This window comes from Pyxidicoccus trucidator, assembly GCF_010894435.1.
GTDB lineage: Bacteria > Myxococcota > Myxococcia > Myxococcales > Myxococcaceae > Myxococcus > Myxococcus trucidator.
The window spans coordinates 23,511-44,005 of the sequence record NZ_JAAIXZ010000010.1; the positions used below are offsets into that span (position 1 = coordinate 23,511).

Annotated in this window: 11 protein-coding genes; 8 read left to right on the forward strand and 3 right to left on the reverse strand. The window is 70.4% G+C overall.

The annotated features are described in order from the left end of the window. Positions 1 to 59 precede the first annotated feature (59 nt). The 3 genes from G4D85_RS26435 (at position 60) to G4D85_RS26445 (ending at position 8,126) form a co-directional block, all read left to right on the forward strand. Positions 60 to 4,001 (forward strand): bifunctional serine/threonine-protein kinase/formylglycine-generating enzyme family protein, encoded by a 3,942-nt coding sequence (locus G4D85_RS26435; protein WP_164016779.1) that lies wholly within the window; start codon positions 60 to 62, stop codon positions 3,999 to 4,001. Between the two features lie 166 nt (positions 4,002 to 4,167). After that, positions 4,168 to 5,568 (forward strand): 3' terminal RNA ribose 2'-O-methyltransferase Hen1, encoded by a 1,401-nt coding sequence (locus tag G4D85_RS26440; protein WP_164016780.1) that lies wholly within the window; start codon positions 4,168 to 4,170, stop codon positions 5,566 to 5,568. Continuing rightward, positions 5,565 to 8,126: a polynucleotide kinase-phosphatase gene (locus tag G4D85_RS26445; protein WP_164016781.1), complete on the forward strand. Its 2,562-nt coding sequence runs from the start codon at positions 5,565 to 5,567 to the stop codon at positions 8,124 to 8,126. The genes G4D85_RS26440 and G4D85_RS26445 overlap by 4 nt, the downstream gene beginning before the upstream one ends. A 59-nt stretch (positions 8,127 to 8,185) precedes the next feature. On the opposite strand, the gene G4D85_RS26450 is transcribed toward G4D85_RS26445, so the two are convergent. Beyond that, positions 8,186 to 8,737: a glutathione peroxidase gene (locus tag G4D85_RS26450; RefSeq protein WP_164016782.1), complete on the reverse strand. Its 552-nt coding sequence runs from the start codon at positions 8,735 to 8,737 to the stop codon at positions 8,186 to 8,188. 350 nt (positions 8,738 to 9,087) lie between these two features. Here G4D85_RS26450 and G4D85_RS26455 point away from each other — a divergent pair, with 350 nt between their 5' ends. Then, positions 9,088 to 9,714: a hypothetical protein gene (locus G4D85_RS26455; protein WP_240359508.1), complete on the forward strand. Its 627-nt coding sequence runs from the start codon at positions 9,088 to 9,090 to the stop codon at positions 9,712 to 9,714. Beyond that, positions 9,711 to 10,634: a type VI immunity family protein gene (locus G4D85_RS26460; RefSeq protein WP_240359509.1), complete on the forward strand. Its 924-nt coding sequence runs from the start codon at positions 9,711 to 9,713 to the stop codon at positions 10,632 to 10,634. Before G4D85_RS26455 ends, G4D85_RS26460 begins: the two co-directional genes overlap by 4 nt. A 79-nt stretch (positions 10,635 to 10,713) precedes the next feature. On the opposite strand, the gene G4D85_RS26465 is transcribed toward G4D85_RS26460, so the two are convergent. Beyond that, positions 10,714 to 11,598, reverse strand: coding sequence for a LysR substrate-binding domain-containing protein (locus G4D85_RS26465; RefSeq protein ID WP_164016783.1), 885 nt, complete (start codon positions 11,596 to 11,598; stop codon positions 10,714 to 10,716). A gap of 101 nt (positions 11,599 to 11,699) precedes the next feature. Here G4D85_RS26465 and G4D85_RS26470 point away from each other — a divergent pair, with 101 nt between their 5' ends. From G4D85_RS26470 to G4D85_RS26480, 3 genes are all read left to right on the forward strand, one after another. Then, a complete protein-coding gene (locus G4D85_RS26470) occupies positions 11,700 to 13,337 on the forward strand; it encodes an acetolactate synthase large subunit (RefSeq protein WP_164016784.1) in 1,638 nt (545 codons plus the stop codon). A gap of 33 nt (positions 13,338 to 13,370) precedes the next feature. Then, a complete protein-coding gene (locus G4D85_RS26475; protein WP_164016785.1) occupies positions 13,371 to 14,804 on the forward strand; it encodes an aldehyde dehydrogenase family protein in 1,434 nt (477 codons plus the stop codon). Between the two features lie 106 nt (positions 14,805 to 14,910). Then, entirely contained in the window at positions 14,911 to 19,677 is a 4,767-nt protein-coding gene (locus tag G4D85_RS26480) for a HEAT repeat domain-containing protein (protein ID WP_164016786.1), read from the forward strand. Here G4D85_RS26480 and G4D85_RS26485 read toward each other — a convergent pair. Beyond that, positions 19,649 to 20,425: a bestrophin-like domain gene (locus tag G4D85_RS26485; RefSeq protein ID WP_164016787.1), complete on the reverse strand. Its 777-nt coding sequence runs from the start codon at positions 20,423 to 20,425 to the stop codon at positions 19,649 to 19,651. The two genes, G4D85_RS26480 and G4D85_RS26485, sit on opposite strands and share 29 nt — an antisense overlap. Between the last annotated feature and the right edge of the window lie 70 nt (positions 20,426 to 20,495).

The following is a 20,495-nucleotide window of genomic DNA, read 5'->3' on the forward strand; positions in this document are numbered from 1 at the left end:
TCCAACCATGCCATTGAGTGGCAACTACTCCCTGACTAACCTGGAGCTTCCCCGACCCCATGCGTCTTCCCACCTCCAGTTGTCTGACGGACGAGGTCCTGGTCGACCTCCTCGAAGGACGGTTGCTGGACGAGGAGCTGGCCCGTGTCCATCGGCACGCCGCCGGGTGCGGCGACTGCCGGACCCTCCTGGCCACATTCACTCCCGGCATCCAGCACACCGGGGGAGGGGCCGCGAAGGCGCCCGAGCCGGCCGACACCTCGTCGGAGCCAGGGCTGTCCTGGACGCCCCCCGACGCGTTCGACGAATTCCGGCTCGAAGGCCCCATTGGCCGTGGCGGCATGGGTGTCGTCTTCCTGGCGCACGACACCTCGTTGGACCGGCGCGTGGCGGTGAAGTTCATGGCCGCGAACCAGCCCGACGCGTGGGGCCGCGAGAGCTTCACGACCGAGGCCCGGGCGCTCGCGCGCGTGCAGCACGCCAACATCGTCAACGTCTTCAGCGTTGGTGAGGTGGACGGCCGCCCGTACATCGTCTCCGAGTATGTCGTTGGCGAGAGCCTCGCGGAGCTGCCTCTGCCGGTGCCGTGGCGCCGGGTCCTTGCCCTGGGCGTGGGTCTGGCCCGGGGGCTCGCGGCGGCGCATCGCCAGGGCGTGCTCCACCGCGACCTCAAGCCCTCCAACGCCCTGGTCACCCGGGAAGGCGAGGTGAAGCTGCTCGACTTCGGCCTCGCGGAGCGCTTCGAGGCGGGGACGGCCCTGGCGTCCAGTTCGCGTGTCCTCGTCGGCACGCTGCCCTACATGGCGCCCGAGCTGCTCGCGGGGGCTCCAGCGACGCCTCGGAGCGATATCTACGCCCTGGGCCTCATCCTCCACGAGCTGTGCACGGGCGAGGTGCCGCGTCGCGCACCCCGCGGGCAGGAGGAGGCGCTCCCCCGCGCCGCGCTCGGGCCGGACGTCGACCCGGACTTCGCCGCGCTCATCACCCGGTGCCTCGCGGCCGACCCTCTCGAGCGCTTCGTCTCGGCCGATGCCCTCTGCGAGGCCCTGGAGCGGCTCGCGCGCATCTGCGCTCCCGAGCCGCTGGTCGCCGGCAATCCCTACCGCGGCCTCGCTCCCTTCGAGGCCGAGCACCGGTCGCTCTTCTTCGGGCGCGAGGCCGACATCCGCGCCGTGCTCGAGCGCCTCCGCTCCCGGCCCCTGGTCCTCGTCGCCGGGGACTCGGGGACGGGGAAGTCCTCGCTGTGTCGCGCCGGCGTGCTGCCCCGGGTGGCCGCGGGCGCTCTGGACGAGGGCCGTGAGTACGTCACCGTCAAGCTGTGGCCCGGTCACCGCCCGCTGGAGGCCCTCGCCGCCGCGCTCGCGCCCGTGCTCGGCTGGAAGGAGGCGGAGCTCGTCACCGCGCTCGCGGACAGGCCGGCCTGGCTCGGGCAGGCGCTGCGCGAGGCGCACTCGCACGGGCGGGGCCTGCTGCTCTTCGTCGATCAACTCGAGGAGCTTCTCACCCTCTCCGAGCCGGTTCAGGCAGCGCACTTCGCCCGCCTCCTCGGGGAGCTCGCGCTGCCGTCGGCGGGAGTGCACGTGCTGATGGCGGCGCGCGGTGACTTCCTGACGCGCCTGTGCGCGCTTCCTGGCCTGGGTGACGAGGCCGAGCGGGCGCTCTACATCCTGCGGCCCCTGTCGCCTGAAGGAGTGCGCGAGGCCATCGTCGGTCCCGCGCGCAGCCGGGGCGTGGCCTTCGAGTCCGGCGAGCTCCTCCAGACGCTCGTTGCTTCCACGGCGTACGGCGTGGGCAGTCTGCCGCTCCTCCAGTTCGCGCTCGCCGAGCTGTGGGAGCGGCGCAATCCGGCGCAGGGCCGAATCACCCGGGAGGCGCTCGAGGACATGGGAGGGGTGGCCGGAGCGCTGTCCCGGCATGCCGACGGGGTGCTCGCGCGCCTGAGCCCCACCGAGTACGCGGCGGCGCGGCGCCTCCTGCTCCAGCTCGTGACGGCGGAGGGGACGCGCATGGAGCGCGGCGAGGACGAGCTCGCCGAGGCCTCGGATGGAGCCTCCCGCGCCGCCCTGCGGGCGCTCGTCGAAGGCCGCCTCCTGCACACGCGCACCGTGAGCGGCCAGGCGCGCTGTGAAATCGCCCACGAGTCGCTCATCGAGAGCTGGGGCACGCTGCGCGACTGGCTCGATGACGACATCGGCCATCGCGTGCTGCGCAAGCGGGTGGAGGTGGCCAGCGCCGAGTGGGAGCGCCTCATGCGCGCCCGCGAGGCCCTCTGGGGGCAACGGCAGCTCGACGAGGCGAGGCTGCTCGACCCCTCCACCCTGGGCTCGCGCGAGCGCGCCTTCCTCCTCGCCTCCCGTCGTGCCGTGACACGTGAGCGCTGGGGGCGCCGGCTCGGGGTGCTGGTCCTCGTGCTCGCCGTTTCCGCTTCCTATGGCGGGCTTCGCCTGCACGCCTACGTCAAGAACTCGCGCTTCATCGCCGCCGAGCTCGGCACGGCACGGGAGGCGCTCGCCGAGGGCCGTGCTCTCGCCCAGCGGGCCAGCAAGAGCCGCGAGGCGGCGCTGGCGCTGTTCGATGGACGGGTTCCTCCGTCCGCGGGCCTCGAGACCCTGCCTGGGCCCGCGGGCCTCCAGAATGCCGCCGAGCGGCAATGGACCGAGGCGCTCGCCCTGCGCGAGCAGTCCGAGGCGGCCTACACCCGCGCGAGCCGGACCCTCGAGAGGGCGCTCGATAGAGATCGCCTCCACGTGGACACGCGCCGGCTCATCGCGGAGGTCACCTATGAGCGGGCCGTCCTCGCAGAGCACTTCCACCAACGTCGTGAGCGTGACGAGTGGGTGCGGCTCCTGGAGCAGGAGGTGGACGCCGCGAAGGAGGGGGCGGAGTGGCTGCGACGGCTACGGGCCCCGGCCGAGCTCGAGCTGGTGACCACCCCGCCGGGCGCCCACGTCGAGCTCGAGCGCTACACCCAGGTGAAGGGGACGCTTCGCCGTGAGCCTGTTCCGGAGGTTGGCTCCCTGGGCCCGACTCCCGTCGCCCGCCTCTTCCTTCCCAATGGCTCCTATGTGCTCCGCGTCACGAAGCCAGGGCGGGTGCCGGTCGAGTTGCCGTTGCTGCTCACGCACGGTGCTCGCGAGACGGTCCACCTCTCGCTCCCCACGGCGGTGCCTGACGGCTATGCCTATGTCCCCCGGGGCTGCTTCCTCCTGGGCCACGCAGGGTCGGAGGAGGTGCGGAGGTTCTCGTACAGCCCGCCGATTCACCGGTTCTGCCTCGACGAGGGCTTCCTGATTGGCAAGACGGAGGTGACGTTCGGCGACTGGCTGACCTATCTCGACGACCTGCCTCCGGATGCGCCCGCGAGGAGGATTCTCGAACAGCCGCGCTTTGGCGGTGGTGGGGCCGTCACGCTGCGGAAGCACCCCGACGCTGGCTGGACCTTCTCGTTCTATCATTCGCCCGAGGAGTTCAGCACGGCGAGGCTGGGCCAGGACTTTGTCTATGCGGGGCGGACCCGGAGGAACACCGCCGACTGGACACGGTTTCCCCTGTCCGGGGTCTCCGCCAAGGACCTGGAGGGCTACTTCTACTGGCTCCACGGGACGAAGCGCCTGCCGGGTGCGCGCCTGTGCAGCCAGCATGAGTGGGAGTACGCGGCCCGAGGCGCGGATGGCCGCAGCTACCCCCATGGTGGAGACCTGTTGCAGCCCGACGACGCCAACATCGACGCGACCTACGACAGGCTGCCCACGGCCTTCGGACCCGACATGGTTGGCTCCCACCCCGCCTCGGTGAGCCCCTTCGGTCTGGAAGACATGGCGGGCAACGCCTACGAGCTCACGCGGTCCGCGACACCGGAGTTCGGGAGTGTCGTGCTGCGGGGGGGCGCCTGGTACTTCGACGCCTTCGGCGCGGCCAGCGCGGGCCTGTCACCCGGTGACCCGACGGCGCGCGACGCCAGGATTGGCGTGCGCGTCTGTGCTTCGTTCTCTCCCCGGTAGCTGGCTGTCCTTGGCGTCCAGGGGCACAGGCCTCCCCGGGGCGGCTGGGGCAGCGTCGTCAGGCCGGGGCCCGTCCCGTCGTGTTTCCTCCGGCCATCGATGCGCCCACCGAGGTCGGGGACCGTTCACTTCACCCGGCTTGGGGCCCAGCTTCACTGTGAGGAACATGCTCCTGACACTCTCGACAACGCACAGTCCCGCCACGGAGCTCGGCTATCTGCTCCACAAGAATCCAGCTCGCCCGCAGTCCTTCGAGCTGCCCTTCGGACTGGCCCATGTCTTCTACCCGGAGGCCCACGCCGAGTGCACCACGGCGGCCCTGCTGCTCGAAGTCGACCCGGTCGCGCTCGTGCGCGGCCGCCATGGCCCGGCGGGGGAGGGCGGGGCGCTGGCGCAGTACGTGAATGACCGGCCCTACGTCGCCTCGTCGTTCATGAGCGTGGCGCTCGCCCGCCTCTTCGGCTCGGCGATGGCGGGCCGGAGCAAGGAGCGGCCGGAGCTTGTCGAGCAGGCGCTGCCGCTCACCGCGAGGCTGTCGGTGCTGCCCTGCCGGGGCGGAGAAGCCTTCCTGCGGCGGCTCTTCGAGCCCCTGGGCTACACCGTCACCGCGACGCAGCATCCGCTCGATGAGACAGTCCCAGAGTGGGGCAACAGCCGCTACTTCACCGTGACGGTGGAGGCCCGCACACGGGTGAGTGAGCTCCTCACGCACCTGTACGTCCTCATGCCGGTGCTCGACGACGACAAGCACTACTGGGTGGGGGACGAGGAGGTGGAGAAGCTCGTGCGCCATGGCGAGGGATGGCTCGCGGCGCATCCGGAGCGCGAGCTCATCGCGCGTCGCTACCTGCGCCACCAGCGGAGTCTCGCGCGCGAGGCGCTGGAGCGGCTCGTGGGTGACGAGGCCGCCGAGCCCGAGGAACGCGAGCGCGTGCGCAACGAGGAGGAGGCCGCGCTGGAGTCGCGGCTGAGCCTCAACGAGCAGCGCCTCCAGACGGTAGTCGACGTACTCAAGGAGTGCGGTGCCGCGCGTGTCGTCGACCTGGGCTGTGGCGAGGGCAAGCTGCTCAAGGCCCTGATGAAGGAGCGCCAGTTCACGGACATCCTCGGCATGGACGTGTCCTTCCGCTCGCTCGAAATCGCGAAGGAGCGGCTGGACTTCGACCGGCTCCCCGAATTGCAGCGCCGGCGGCTGGGCCTCCTCCACGGCTCGCTCATGTACCGGGACAAGCGGCTGTCGGGGTACGAGGCGGCAACGGTCATCGAGGTCGTCGAGCACCTGGACCCGCCGCGTCTCGCCGCCTTCGAGCGTGTGCTCTTCGAGTGCGCGCGGCCGAACGTGGTGGTCCTCACCACGCCGAATGCCGAGTACAACGTGCGCTTCGAGTCGCTGCCCGCCGGCACCTTCCGGCACCGGGACCACCGCTTCGAGTGGACGCGCGCCGAGTTCGAAGCCTGGGCCCGGGGCCTGTGCACGCGCTTCGGGTACAGCGTGCGCTTCCAACCCGTAGGCCCTCTGGACGCGGAAGTCGGCGCGCCGACCCAACTGGCGGTGTTCTCACGATGAAGACCCCGATTCCCGAGCTCGCGCTCGTGCTGCTCATCGGCCCTTCCGGGTCGGGCAAGTCCACCTTCGCGCGCAAGCACTTCAAGCCCACGGAGGTCCTCTCCTCGGACACGTACCGCGGCATCGTCTCCGACGACGAGAACAGCCTGGAGGCGACGAAGGACGCCTTCGAGACGCTGCGCTTCGTGGCCGCGAAGCGCCTCGCCCGGGGCCTGCTCACGGTCATCGACGCCACCAACGTCCAGTCCGAGTCACGCAAGCCGCTCATCGAGCTCGCCCGCGAGTTCCACGTGCTCCCCGTGGCCGTGGTGCTCGACGTGCCGGAGAAGACGTGCCACGAGCGCAACCGTCAGCGGCCGGACCGGGACTTCGGTCCCCACGTGGTGCGCAACCAGCTCCAGCAACTGCACCGCTCGCTGCGCGGCCTGGAGCGAGAGGGCTTTCGACACATCCACGTCCTCAAGCCGGAGACCCTCGACTCCCTCGAGTTCGAGCGCCAGCCGCTCTGGAACAACCGGAAGCACGAGCACGGGCCGTTCGACATCATCGGTGACATCCACGGCTGCCTGGACGAGCTGACGGCGCTGCTCGGCAGGCTCGGCTACGCACTCTCACCGCGGACGGACGGCGTGCCCGGCGTCGACGTGCGCCCGCCCGCCGGACGCAAGGCCGTCTTCGTGGGCGACCTGGTGGACCGTGGGCCGGACACCCCCGGCGTGCTGCGGCTGGTGATGGGGATGGTGGAGGCAGGGACGGCGCTGTGCGTCCCCGGCAACCATGAAATCAAGCTGATGCGGAAGCTGCGCGGCAAGGACGTGAAGGTGTCGCACGGCCTCGCTCAGTCGCTGGAGCAACTGGAGCGCGAGACACCGGAGTTCCGCAAGGCGGTGGTGGACTTCATCGACGGACTGGTCTCGCACTACGTCCTGGATGGCGGTCGCCTGGTGGTGGCGCACGCGGGAATGAAGGAGTCCATGCAGGGGCGTGGTTCCGGCAAGGTGCGCGACTTCGCCCTGTACGGGGAGACCACGGGTGAGACGGACGAGTATGGCCTGCCCGTGCGCTTCAACTGGTCCGCCGAGTACCGGGGCAGGGCCTCCGTGGTGTACGGCCACACTCCGGTGGTGGAGGCCGAGTGGCTCAACAACACCCTCTGCCTGGACACCGGCTGTGTGTACGGCGGCAAGCTGACCGCCCTGCGCTACCCGGAGCGCGAGCTCGTCTCGGTGCCCGCGGCGCGGGCGTACTGTGAGGCCGTGAAGCCGCTGGACAGCGTGTCCGGGACTGCTTCCCTCAGCGCCCAGCAGCGGCATGACGACCTGCTCGACCTGGACGACGTGCTGGGCAAGCGCGTCATCACGACGCGGCTCCAGCAGAGCGTCACCATCCGGGAGGAGAACGCGACGGCCGCGCTGGAGGCGATGAGCCGGTTCGCCATCGACCCGAAGTGGCTCATCTACCTGCCCCCGACGATGTCGCCCTCCGAGACGAGCCAGGCGGAGGGACTCCTCGAACACCCGGCGGAGGCGTTCGCCTACTACCGCAAGGAGGGCGTGGCGAAGGTGGTGTGCGAGGAGAAGCACATGGGCTCGCGCGCCGTGGTGGTCATTGCCCGGGATGCGGAGGCCGCACGCCGCCGCTTCGGGGTGACTTCCGGAGCGCTGGGTGTCTGTTACACGCGCACCGGCCGGCGCTTCTTCGCGGATGCGGCACTGGAAGCGGCCTTCCTGGCCCGGGTGAGGACGGCGCTGGAGACGTCAGGCTTCTGGGAGGAGCTCCGGACGGACTGGGCCTGCCTCGACTGCGAGCTGATGCCCTGGTCCCTCAAGGCGCAGGAGTTGCTGAAAGAGCAGTATGCGGCGGTGGGGGCTGCCTCGCGCGCGGCCCTCCCGGACGTGGTGGCGGCGCTCGCCCACGCGGCGGCTCGTGGCCTGGCGGTGGGCGAGCTCTCCGCGCGCTTCGGTGAGAAGGCGCGGAACGTGGGCCGTTACGTGGAGTCGTACCGGCGCTACTGCTGGCCCGTGCGCTCCCTGGACGACGTGCGGCTCGCGCCCTTCCATGTGCTGGCGACGGAGGGCTCTGCCCATGTGGACAAGGACCACGTGTGGCACATGGAGACGCTCGCCCGGGTGTGCCGCGCGGACGAGCGGCTGTTCGTCGCCACTCCGTACCGGGTGGTCGAGGTGGGGGACGAGGGCGCCGTGGCCGAGGGCGTGCGTTGGTGGGAGGAGCTCACCGCGCGCGGAGGGGAGGGGATGGTGGTGAAGCCCCTCGACTTCGCGGTGCGGGGGCGCAAGGGGCTGCTCCAGCCCGCCATCAAGTCACGCGGGCCGGAGTACCTGCGCATCATCTACGGCCCGGAGTACACGACACCGGCGAACCTGGAGCGGCTGCGCCAGCGAGGGCTCTCCACCAAGCGCTCCCTGGCGCTGCGTGAGTTCGCGCTCGGTGTCGAGGGGCTGGAGCGCTTCGCCCGGGGCGAGCCCCTGCGCCGCGTGCATGAGTGTGTCTTCGGCGTGCTGGCGCTGGAGAGCGAGCCGGTGGACCCACGGCTCTGAGGTCCTGGCCACTCCAGGGCCCGTGGGGGCAGGCGAATGCCCCACGGGCCTCCGAGTGCTCAGGCCGGTTTTGCCAGCTCCGTGTCGATGGCCTGGAGGAGACGCGAATCGTCCGCTGTCACGTCCGGAGCGAAGCGGCCGGCGACGCGGCCATCCCGGCCGATGAGGAACTTCTCGAAGTTCCACTGCACCTCCGGTTTCGGATTGGCCTCGATTCCGTAGCCCTTGAGTGACGCGCGCATCGGCCCTTCGCCGATGGCCTCGGGGAAGGCGGTGGTCAGCTCGCGGTAGAGCGGATGCTTGTTCTCTCCGACCACCGAGATTTTGGAGAACAGCGGGAACTTCACAGCGTAGGTCAGGCTGCAGAACGCCTTGATCTCCGCTTCGCTGCCCGGCTCCTGGCCGAGGAAGTCGTTCGCCGGAAAGCCCACCACCACCAGCCCCTGGGCGTGCTTGCGGTCATAGAGCTTCTGCAGTGCTTCGTACTGCGGCGTCAGACCGCACTTGGAGGCCACGTTCACCACCAGCAGGACCTTGCCCTTGAACTGACCGAGGGTCTGCGCGGCGCCGTCGATGGAGGAGAGGGGAATGTCGTAGAGGCTCTGGCTCATGATTGGGTTCGATTCTCCGGGTTGGAACGGCAGCCTGATGTTGGAGCATGCGCCCTGTTACTGGAGAAGGCATCTCGGATTTGAAGTAGGGCCGTCAGGTCGCGGAGTTGCCGACGAGGTCTCCAGATGCTCGCCGTCTTGAAGACGAACCTGCCCACATGCCCGGCCTTGCGCGGGAAGTCCGCGCTCCTGCTGGTGGCGAGTGTCCTGCTCGGGGCCTGTGCTGGCAGCCCCCAGCGCGCTCCGCACGGCGACTTGCGCTTCGTCGACACGGAGACGGCCGGCCGCCTGCGCCATGCCGCCGCCGTCGGCAGGGGGCGAGTGCGCTGGCACCTGCCTCCACCCGGACCTTGGCGGCCTCCATCCTCGCGGAGTCCGTGCCCATCCTGCTCGTCCTGCTCGAGAGCGACAATGCGGCGAGCGAGCTCGATAGACGTCTGGTGGAGTGCGCCAGGCAGGCCGAGCGCCAGGTCAACGCCGAGTTCTTCGGCAACCGGGCTCCGACGAGGCAAGAGTGCGGCGAGGAGGTGGACGTGGACGGCTGTGGAGCGCGAGTCACGCGGGCGATGCTCCTGGGACAGCAGAAGCATGTGCTCGCCCTCCAGTGCGCGCGCCAGGTGCTGGAGGAACTGTGGCGCCGGCCGTACAGCGTCGAGCAGCGCTACCGCTACTTCCCCAATGCCAGGGTGCTGGAGACGGTGAGCCGGCAGGAGGAGGCGAGACTCATCAAGGAGGGGTGCACCGCAGCGCTGTGGCGCACCATCAAGCCGGACCTGGTGCTTCATTCCGACGGCGACCTGCTGCGCTCCGTACTCACGCTGGACTTCAAGTTTCCCTGCCCCGCTACCAACGATCCCAGGTGGACGCGATACGGAGAGACCAGTGCCTATCCCAACTTCAACCAGGGCCAAGTCTACAAGGATGCACTGGGGGGAAAGCCTTTTCTTGTCTCACCACGGAGAGGAGTAACTCCATGAGGGAGATCATTCCTGTCATCCGCGTGCGGAACGATTACGGCGATGTGGACGTCCGCGATGGCGTCATCCTTTGCTTCTTCATGCGCCGCTCACACGAAGAATTGGCCCCGGCGATGTGGCGCGCCTTGCATGCCTATCGTCGTGCCATCACTCCCAGAGCGCTGAACTGGTACGGCGCGGACGATGGAGACACCCTGCCGCTCGACGACCAGGGCTGGGAGCACATCCGCGAGAAGATGCTTGAGCGCCCATGGGCGGGGGCCGCGAGGCACGTTTCACTGTGCGAGGAGAGTGGAGAAGCGGGCGGGTACCACTTCAACTACGATGGCCTCCAATTCGCGCACCCCTTGAACTCGCACAAGAAGGACGCCACGAGCGCGGTGTCCTTCTCGTTTCCCACCGAGTACCTCCTGGAGCACGGTCCCGCCCACCTGCGCGCGCTGGCCCTGGAGCTCGCTCGCGAGCTGCCCTTCAGCTTCGGCTACGCCAGCCTCGCCTTCGTGTCCCATCCCGGAATCTGGTACGGCGTCCGAAGGCAGCTCCTCGGTCTCCTCGAACGCTACCTGGGGCTGGACCTCTATCTGCTGAGTGAGACCAGCGATGTCATCGGTACCGGGGCGCGGGGCGCCTACTGGCTGACGTTCCTGGGGCAGCCCCTGCTCGGCCAGCTCGGCGGCCTGGAGGTGCTGCGCGACAAGCTCTCCTTCCCGGAGGTGTCCATGGAGCCAATGGAAGGGGAGCGGCTGCTGCTGACGCTGGGCGAGTGGCCAGACGCCATGGACACGGAGAAGGGGGCTCCCCCTGCCCAATACCGTGCCCTTGCGCGGCTGCTGGAGCCGTACTTCTGCGAGGAGGGCAGCGTCTTGCCCCCCATGACCCCTGGATACATGCACCGCTGGCTTCGGCGGCTCTGCCTGTAAGAGGAGCGGTTCAGTTCGGGCATGGACCTCCCTGGCGCTTCGAAGTCGTGTGTCGCGCACTCCACCCGTCGAAGGTATCTCAGCTCCCGTGCTCCTTCGCCCGTGCGCGCACCTCCGTGGCGAACAGCTCCGCCGCTGGCGTGCGCGGCGCGCCCTTGCGCCAGAGGACCGCCGCGAGCTCCGAGCGCGGTGCGGGGGACAGTCGCTTCACTACCAGTCGCTCGGCGTCCGCAAGCTGAGGCTCAGGAAGCACCGTGACGGCGAGCCCCGCGCGCACGATGGCGAGCACGGTGGCCACCGCGTTCGATTCGAGCGCGATATGGGGCGCGAGCCGCATGGCCGCACACCAGGCATCCACGCGCGCGCGCACCCTCAGCCCTCGTGACAGCAGCGCGAAGGGCTCCTCCGTGAGCTGCCGGACGCCCACGGACTCCGCTCCTGCCAGTGCATGCCCTCTCGCGACGACCAGCGCGAGCCTGCTGTCGAAGACCGGCTCCGCATCCAGGTCGGACAGGCGTGCCGGCGCATAGCCCAACCCCACGTCCAGCTTGCCGTCAGCGAGCCGTCGCTCCAGGCGTCGCACGACCGCCTCCTCGGCGCTCAGCGCGAGCCCCGGGTGTCTGCGCAGCACGGCGGCCAGCGCGGGCACCACGATGCCCCGCATGCTGGGCGGGTAGCCCACGCGCAGCGCCCCCGTCGCGAGCCCACGCAGCGCTCCTACCGCGGAGAGTCCCGCATTCACGTCCTCCAGCGCGCGCGACGCGTATGTGCGGAACAGCTCCCCTGCCTGCGTCAGCCGCACCCCGCTGCGCGCCCGCTCGAACAGCGGCGTCCCCAGTTCCTCCTCCAGTTGGCGGATCTGCTGCGACAGCGTGGGCTGCGAGACATGCACCCGCCGCGCGGCGCGCCCGAAGTGCAGCGTGTCGGCGACGGCGGAGAAGTACCGCAGGTGTCGGAGCTCCATGGCTCCATCATAGATGGTGCCTATCGAGTCGATGAGAACAAACGAATGTACGAATCGAAGGCCCCTCGTACATCTTCCTCGTCACGAAGGAGAGGGACCCCATGAAGGCATCAGACCTGTTCGTCAAAGCGCTCGAAGCCGAGGGCGTGCGCTGCGTCTACGGACTCCCCGGTGAGGAGAACCTGGACCTGCTGGAGTCGATGCGCGCGGCGGGCATGCGCCTGGTCGTCACCCGTCACGAGCAGGCCGCCGGCTTCATGGCCGCCACGCAGGGACGGCTCACCGGGCGCGCGGGCGTGTGCCTCGCGACGCTGGGCCCGGGGGCAACCAACCTCGTCACGGCCGCCGCCTACGCGCAGCTCGGCGCCATGCCCATGGTGATGCTCACCGGCCAGAAGCCCATCAAGGCCAGCAAGCAGGGCCACTTCCAGATTGTCGACGTCGTCGGGATGATGCGGCCTCTCACCAAGTCCACCCGCACGCTCGTCTCCGCGGAGCACGTCCCCTCGGCGGTGCGCGAGGCCTTCCGCCGCGCGGAAGAGGAGCGTCCCGGCGCCACCCACCTGGAGCTGCCCGAGGACGTGGCCCGAGAGTCCACCGATGCCGCTCCGCTGGCGCCCGGCGTCCTCCGCCGGCCCGTGGCCGACGAGGCGTCCATTGCCCAGGCCGTCGAGGCCATCGCCTCCGCGCGGCGTCCGCTGCTGATGATTGGCGCTGGCGCCAACCGCAAGCTCACCTCGGAGATGTTGCGCGTCTTCGTGGACCGCGTGGGCATGCCCTTTTTCAGCACTCAGATGGGCAAGGGCGTGGTGGATGAGTCGCACCCGTTGTGGATGGGCACCGCGGCGATGTCCGATGGCGACTTCGTCCACCGCGCCATCGAGGCGTCGGACTGCATCGTCAACGTGGGCCATGACGTCATCGAGAAGCCGCCCTTCGTCATGCGCGACGGCCGCCGCACGGTGGTCCACCTGAACTTCTCCTCGGCCGAGGTCGACCCCGTGTACTTCCCGCAGGTGCAGGTGGCGGGCGACATCGCCAACTCGGTGTGGCGCATCGCGGAGGGTGTCGGCTCCCGCTCGCACTGGGACTTCGCTCCATTCGAGAAGGCCAGGGCCGGGCTCGAAGCCCAGCTCGCGGGCGGCGCGGGCGATGACCGCTTCCCCATCTACCCCGCGCGGCTCGTCGCGGAAGTCCGGCGTGCCATGCCAGACGACGGCATCGTCTGCCTGGACAACGGCATGTACAAGCTCTGGTTCGCCCGCTACTACCGCTCCCGTCGGCCCAACACGCTGCTGCTCGACAACGCCCTGGCGACGATGGGCGCGGGGCTCCCGTCCGCCATCGCGGCGAAGCTGGTCCACCCGCGTCGCAAGGTGCTCGCGGTCTGCGGTGACGGCGGGTTCATGATGAACTCCCAGGAACTGGAGACCGCGGTGCGCCTGCGGCTGGACCTGACCGTGGTGGTGGTGCGCGACGACGGCTACGGGATGATTCGCTGGAAGCAGGGGGAGATGGGCCTTCCGGACTTCGGGATGACGCTCGGCAACCCCGACTTCGTCCGCTACGCGGAGGCGTACGGCGCGAAGGGACACCGGCCGGCGAGCGCCACCGAGTTCGGCGCGACGCTCGCCCGCTGCCTGGAGTCGGGCGGTGTGCACGTCATCGACCTGCCCATCGACTACTCGGACAACGCGCGCGCGCTCAGCGCCGGTGCCGAGGCTGGAACGGAGCGCTGAGTCATGAGCACGAGAGAACAAGAGAGGAACGTCATGCTGGCTGAACGCTACCCGTACTATCTGGCCAACCGCGCGCGGCAGCCCAACGCGGACCTGGCCGTCACCGACAAGTACTCGGGCGAAGTCGTGTCCCGGGTGGCGCTCGCGGACGCGGGCGCCGTGCAGGAGGCCATCGCCGCCGCCGTGCGCGCCGCGGGCCCCATGCGCAAGCTGGCGCCGTATGCCCGCCAGGAGGTGCTGGAGCACTGCGTGCGCCGCTTCCGTGAGCGCGCGGAGGAGCTCGCGTTCGCGCTCTGCGTCGAGGCGGGCAAGCCGCTTCGCGACGCCCGGGGCGAGGTCACCCGGCTCATCGAGACCTTCAAGGCGGCGGCGGAGGAGGCCGTGCGCGGCGGGGGCGAGGTCCTCAACCTGGAGGTGTCGAAGCGCACGGCGGGCTACCGGGGCTTCACCCAGCGCGTCCCCGTGGGCCCTGTCTCCTTCATCACCCCGTTCAACTTCCCGCTCAACCTGGTGGCGCACAAGGTGGCGCCCGCCATCGCCGCGGGCTGCCCCTTCGTGCTCAAGCCGTCGGACCGCACGCCCGTGAGCGCGCTGCTCATGGCGGAGGTGCTCGCCGAGACGGACCTCCCCGAGGGCGCCTTCTCCGTCCTCCCCACGCGCCTGGAGGACGTGGGCCCGTTCATCGAGGACGACCGGCTGAAGCTCCTCTCCTTCACGGGCTCGGAGAAGGTGGGGTGGGATTTGAAGGCGCGGGCCGGCCGCAAGAAGGTGGTGCTGGAGCTGGGCGGCAACGCGGCCTGCGTGGTGGACCAAGACCAGGGCGAGCACCTGGACTTCGTCGCCGACCGCATCTCACACGGCGCGTTCTTCCAGGCGGGGCAGAGCTGCATCTCCGTGCAGCGCGTGCTCGTGCACGAGGACCTTCATGGCGCCCTGCGCGAGCGGCTCGTCACGCGGGCGCGGGCCCTGCGAGCGGGCAACCCGAGGGAGGAGACGACCACGCTCGGCCCGATGATTGACGAGCCCGCCGCGCGGCGCCTGGAAGGCTGGATTCAGCAGGCGGTGAAGCGGGGGGCTCGGGTGCTGGCGGGAGGCGGGCGGCGTGGCGCGCTGCTCGAAGCCACGGTGCTGGAGGGTGTCCCCACGGACGAGCCACTGTGCGCGGAGGAGGCCTTTGGCCCCGTCCTGTTGCTCCAGCCCTTCCGCGACTTCGAGGACGCGCTCCGCGAGGTGAACGACGGGCGCTATGGCCTCCAGGCGGGCATCTTCACCCAGGACCTGACGCGGGCGATGCGGGCCTGGGACGAGCTGGAGGTGGGCGGCGTCGTCGTGGGCGACGTGCCGAGCTTCCGCGTCGACACCATGCCCTACGGCGGGGTGAAGGGCTCCGGGCTGGGACGCGAAGGCGTGAAGTACGCCATCGAGGACATGACCGAGCCGAGGCTGCTCGTCATCCGCCAGGGCTGAGGCGTCGGTCCCCGGCTCGGCCCTCCCGCACCAGGAGTCAGGCCCCGGCGCCTGGCGCGTCCCTCGGGACGCGCCGGGCTCCCTCGGGCCCGCCTATAAAGGTGCCATGCCTCACTCACTGCCCGTCGAGCTGACCCCAGGGAGGAGCCGCCGGCTCCTCGAACAGCGGCTCAGGACCGAGCGTCTGGACCTCGCTGAGCTTCGCGGACTGCTCGCGGCGCCGGAACCGGACGGCGTCCATGCCGCGCTGCTGCACCTGAAGCGGCGCCTGGAGCGGCTGGAGGGCGAGGACACACCCTCGCACCTGCTGGAGGCGCTCCCCGTGGCTCTCGGTGCGTGTGCGCCCGAGACGCACGTCCTCCTCGCGGAGGTGGCCCGCCTGCTTCCTCCCGAAGTTCCCATGGCGCGACTGGCCGCGCTGTCGGAGGCGAAGGGGCCACGTCCGGTCGAAGCCGAGCTGGCCTGGCTCGTCACGGAGGTCCTGCGCGAGCCCGCGAGGCTGGCGCGCCACCCGGGTGGGGAGCTGCTGCTCCGCGCTGTCCAGCGCCTCGCTCCAGCCGAGGCGGCCGACGCGGAGGCCCTGGTCGACGCGCTGTGCGCCCACCCGGACCCGGACATCCAGCGGATGGGACTTCGTCACCTGGGTGACGCACTCGCCTTGGGATTCGTGCCGCTGACCCATGCGCTGGCGCTGGCGGTTCGCGCGCTCGAAGCTCCCGACGCACGCGTGGCCCTCCAGGCGGCGGAGTTGCTCGCGGAGCCCTGGGCGGCGAGAGCCGAGCTGGCGCCCGCCGTGCGCCCACTCCAGTCCTTGCTGGGGCGCTCGGAACGCCTTGCCATCGCCGCCCTTCGCGCCCTGGCTCGGCGGGGAGAAGCCGCCGCGCTGCGGCTCGTGCTGGAAGACGAGCAGCGGTGGCGCTCGGTACGACGCGAGGCCATGGCGCTGCTGGCTCCGTTCGCGAGCCATGAGGAGCTGCGGCTCGCGCTCCTCGTCTCGCGGCAGGACCCGCTGTACTTCGGCCCCACGTGCGCGGCGCTGCTCCAGACGCTCTACCGGCGAGGCGTGCGATGCGAGCCGGAGGACGTGCCCCTCGTGCGGGAGCTGTTCCTCTCCAGTCCGGGCATCGAGCCCGAGGTCCTCGCGGAGGTGCTGAGCCTCCGGCAGCGCGAGTACGTCGAGCCGCTCCGGGGCCTGCCACCGACAGACCCGGACTTCCCCCGTCACCTCACGCTCCTGCGGGAGCTGGATGGTGCCGAGGCGCTCGACCTGCTCCGCGCGCTGCTCCTCCGGCCCGAGGCCCGGCCGCTCTGGCCCGAGGTCATCGAGGCGCTCGGTCATCAGGGACATGAGGCCGCGGAGGAGGACCTCCTCGCATGCTTCGAGGTCGAGCCCTGGGCCTGTCTCGATGCCCTCCGCCACCTCGGAGGCCCGCGGACCGTGGCCTTTCTCCGCTCGCACCCGGGAGTGAGTGCTACCGAGACGGGCCTGGAGGGGGCGGTGATGTGGCGTGCCGAGGCGCTTGCCCTGCTGGCGGCTCTCGATGACGCCCCTCCCTCCGTTCAATCCTGGCGCGCGGGCGGCGCGCCGGGTCCCGAGGTGTTCGCGAGTCTCCAGCCCGTCTTCGATGACGCGGCCTTCGAAGAGGTCGCCCGCCTCGCCCTCCACTCGGGGCATCCACTGCGGCTCCAGGCCATCGGCCAGCTTGGACGTGAGGCCCGGCTGCGCGTGCTCGTGCCGCTCGGAGCGTTGTTGCTCGACGAGGATGAGCACGTCCGGTCCGCTGCGCACGGGGCCATCGCCAGCGTGGGGCTCGGCCTTCGTGCGAGCGGGCGCGCGCGTCCCCGTGTCCTCCTCACCTGTTCCTCCGGGGACGATGCGGGAGCGCTCGTGCTCGCGGAGTGTCTGCTCGACCAGCTCCAGCGAGCGGACCTCAGCAACGCCCAGCTCGAACGGGTGTTGGGGCAGCTCGTGGGCCGGAAGCACCCGGCGCTCGCGCGGCGCGTCCGTCGCTTCCTGCGCCATGGGAGCGTGCAGGTGCAGAAGCTCGCGCTGGAGTGCCTCGCGGGCTCCGGGGACCCTCGTGCAGTAGCGTGGCTGGTTCCCTTCGCTCGCTCCGAGGACATCTACCGCCTGCGGCAGGTGCTCCTTGGCCTCGGCGCCTTCAAGGTGGAGTGGGCGGTGCCGCTGATCGCGGCGGGGCTCGACCACCCCAACATGAACATCAAGAAGACCGCCGCCGAGTCGCTCGCGAGCACCGGCCCCGGGTGGCCCGCGCCCATCGCGGTGATGCTCGGCTGGTTGCGGCGGCACGACAACCCCGGCCTGCGTCGCTCCCTGGTTCGAGCGCTCCTTGGCGTCTGTGGTCGACGGTATGTGGCCACGGTGCTCGATGCGCTCCGGGAGGCCACGTCGCCTCGCGAGCAGGAGTTGCTGTGCGAGACACTCTCCGACGTGCTGTCACCCCATGCCCTGGTGGCGCTCCTGCGGCGCGGCGCGCCCATGGCGAGGGTGCTGCTCGACGCGGTGTACGGCGGGGTCCTCGAACTTCCGACGGATGCGCTCGACACGCTGGCGGTGCTCCTGCGCCGTCACGGGCTGGCGCACCTGCTTCCCGCCTCTTCAGATGACCCCGTGCGGGCGAGGCTGCTCCGTGAGCGCCGGCTGGACGCGGACCTGGTGTGGATGGACGACCTGCTCTCCTCCGGAGATGCGGCCTCGCTCGAAGCCGCGGAGGAGGGCTTCACGAAGCTGCTCTCGGGGACTGTCACCACTGAGCTCACCGACAGCCGGGCTGCCGTCCTGACGCGGCACCTCGAGGTCATTCGAGGACTGTTGGACAGTCCCAGGTTGGCCTTGCGGCGCCTCGCGCGCTCTCTGCTGGAGCTGCTCGCCCTCTCCGGACGTCTATCCGAGCCCGAGCGCGTGGGCGCGCTCGCGGACGTGCGTCGCGCGCTGGCTGCGTCGCGTCTTGAGCCGCGGGAAGCGCTGACCGTTATGCATCGACTCGGGGCCGTGCTCTCCCGGGACGAAGCCCGGGTGGCTTCCGCGCTGCCCGATGAACGCGTGGCACTCTGGGGCGCCGAGCGCCTTGGCCTCGCGGGTGAGCTGTCCGGCCAGGAGTTGCTCGACGCCCTCGTCCAGTCGCGCTCGGCCCCGGTGCGGCGGTTCTTCGTGCCGTTCGCGCTGCATGCCGTGCCGCCCCTCCAGGTGCTCGAAGCCGTGGCGCGTGGGCCGCATCCGGACCTGCTGGAGACCGTGCGGCAGCAGTGGGGAGCGGGGGTTGCAGAGGAGGCACTCGTCGCGGGGCTCCTCCAGGCGGCCGAAGCGGCGGGGCCGGTGGCGGCGGGAATCCTCGTGCGGTGGCTGGGTGACGTGGGAACGGAAGCGGCCCGCGCGGCGCTGCGGCGGCTCGCGCGCCGTCATGAGCAGGGGCTTGCCCTCACCGCGCTCTCCGCGCTGGGAACGCCCGCGTCCGATGAGGACGAGGCCCTCATGGTCGAGCTGGTCGCCCATGCTCACGTCGAGGTCCGCCGCCAGGCCGCACGCCACCTCTGGCGGATTCGCGGGCTCCCCCGCCTCCAGGGGCTGCTCGAACACCTCGGCGCGGAACGGCCGCTCCGGTGGGTTCCTCCGGGGGCGCTCGACCGACGGGACTTGGAAGCCCTCCGGGCGATGCTCGGCTCGGTGGACGCGGGGCTGGAAGGGGAGATGTGGCTGGAGTCCCTGGCCGAGCTGCTCGGTCGTCTCCAGCCGAAGATGCGAGAGACACCCGCGTACGTTGCTCTGCTGCTCGACGTGTGGCGGTTGGGTCGCGGGCGCTCCGCGAAGATGGCGGCGGGGGCGCTTCGCTCGCTCCCCGTGTCACGGGTGCTGCCCTTCCTCTTGCCGATGCTTCGCGAGGGCCACACCGCGGTGCTGGACGTGCTTGCCAGCGGCTCGGCGTGGGGTCCCGAGTTGATGGCGCTGTTCAGCCGGGCTCGGGGACTCGACCGGACGCACTTCCTGGAGCTGCTCGAGCGAGGAGCTTCCGCGCAGGCCCTCGAAGGCCACGGCCTGGAGGAGGTGCTCCTCGGCATCGTCCACGAGGACGCGGACCACCGCGAGGCGGCGCTGCGGGTGCTGGGGGGGCTCGCGGCGTGGGGAACCCGTGAGACGGCCTTCCGTCTCGGAGGGTGGCTTGGCTCGCTCGCGAATCGGGAAGGTGACGCGAGGGTGCTGGACGCCCTGCTGCGAGGACTCGAACGGCAGGGCGCCGAGGTGCGAATCGCACTGCTCTCCCAGGTTGCCTCCCCGGCCTTGCGAGGGGACGTCGTCGCGGCCCTCGCGCCGCTCGTGCTGGACGACCCGTCCCTCGACAGGGCGCTGACTCCAGCGCTGCTGAGAGACGTTGAACGAAGGCTGGAGACGCTCGCCTGGGAGGGCTCGGAGCCCGACCCGAGGGCACTGGAGTTGATGGCGCTCCGCAGGGGCCCCCACGTCATCGACCGGCTCTCCGGGATGCTCTCGCACCGGAAGCCCTGGGTGCGCCTGCGTGCGCACCGGTTGCTGCGGGAGCTGGTGTCCCGAGAGTTGTATCTGGACCTTACGCGCGAGCTGCTGAAGGACCCGGAAGCGGGCCATGTCGTCCGAGCCATCCGCACGCTCGCGTTCGGGGGACACCGTCCCGCCGTGGCCGACCTGGCGGCGCTGCTGCATGACCACCGCAATCCGGTTGCGCACGCGGCGCTGGACGGGCTGCTCGTCATGGGGGACACGGCGCTGCCCATCCTCCGAGGCGAGCTCGCGCATGCCCGCCCGGACCGACGCGCGACCCTGGCCCGGGTCATCTCCAGCCTGGAGACGGTCAGCGCATCGTTTCGCGCAGCTCCATGAGGAGGGAGTCTGCTTCCTCGGTGCCGACGATGCCGGTGCGGGGGTACTCCATGTCCACGACCACATGGATGGCCGCGGAGACGACGGCGACGAAGATCAGCCGGTAGGGCCAGTTGCGGCCCGCTCCCTTCGCCGTCGTGACGCCGACGAGCGCGGCCCCGGCCAGGGCCAACCCCAGCATGAAGAGGAAGGTCGGGGAAGTGATGTGTGTCCGCACGGTCAGCGTCCGCTTCCCCGCGACCTCCGCGATGAGCAGCACCGGTGGAAGCAGCAAGACCTCCTTGTCCGGATCCTTTGTCGTGACGGCGACCATCTCCGACCAGATCTGCCGTTGGAGCCCCGCGGCCTTCGCGCGGTGCAGCTCGAACTCCTCCACGTGTGGGAGCACCTGATGTGCCTGGATGCGCTCGTCCAGGTACTGCCTGAGCAGGCCTCGCAGTGAGTCCTGGGCAGCGTCCGGCACCACGTCGATGCGGAACCACACGCTCGCGATGGCGTTTGCCTCGTCGACCACGAGATGTCTGTGCGCCTCCAGGCGCTTGCCCGCCTCGGAGTAGGAGAAGGCGAGGACGAGTCCCATCAGGGAGAAGACCACGCTGGAGACGGAAGTGACCGAGGGGATCTGGGCGGAAGAAAGGCCTCGTTTGCGCGTAATGCGGTGGGCCACCTCGATGGACAGCAGCAGGAGGATGGCGAGAACCAGCTCCAGGGACAGCACCATGAACGTGGTGATTGTCCAGTCGTTCATCGTGACCTCCCGGATTACCCTCCCGTCGTCCCAGGCCGTGCAACAGCCAGGCGAGCCCTGGTTGCGGTGC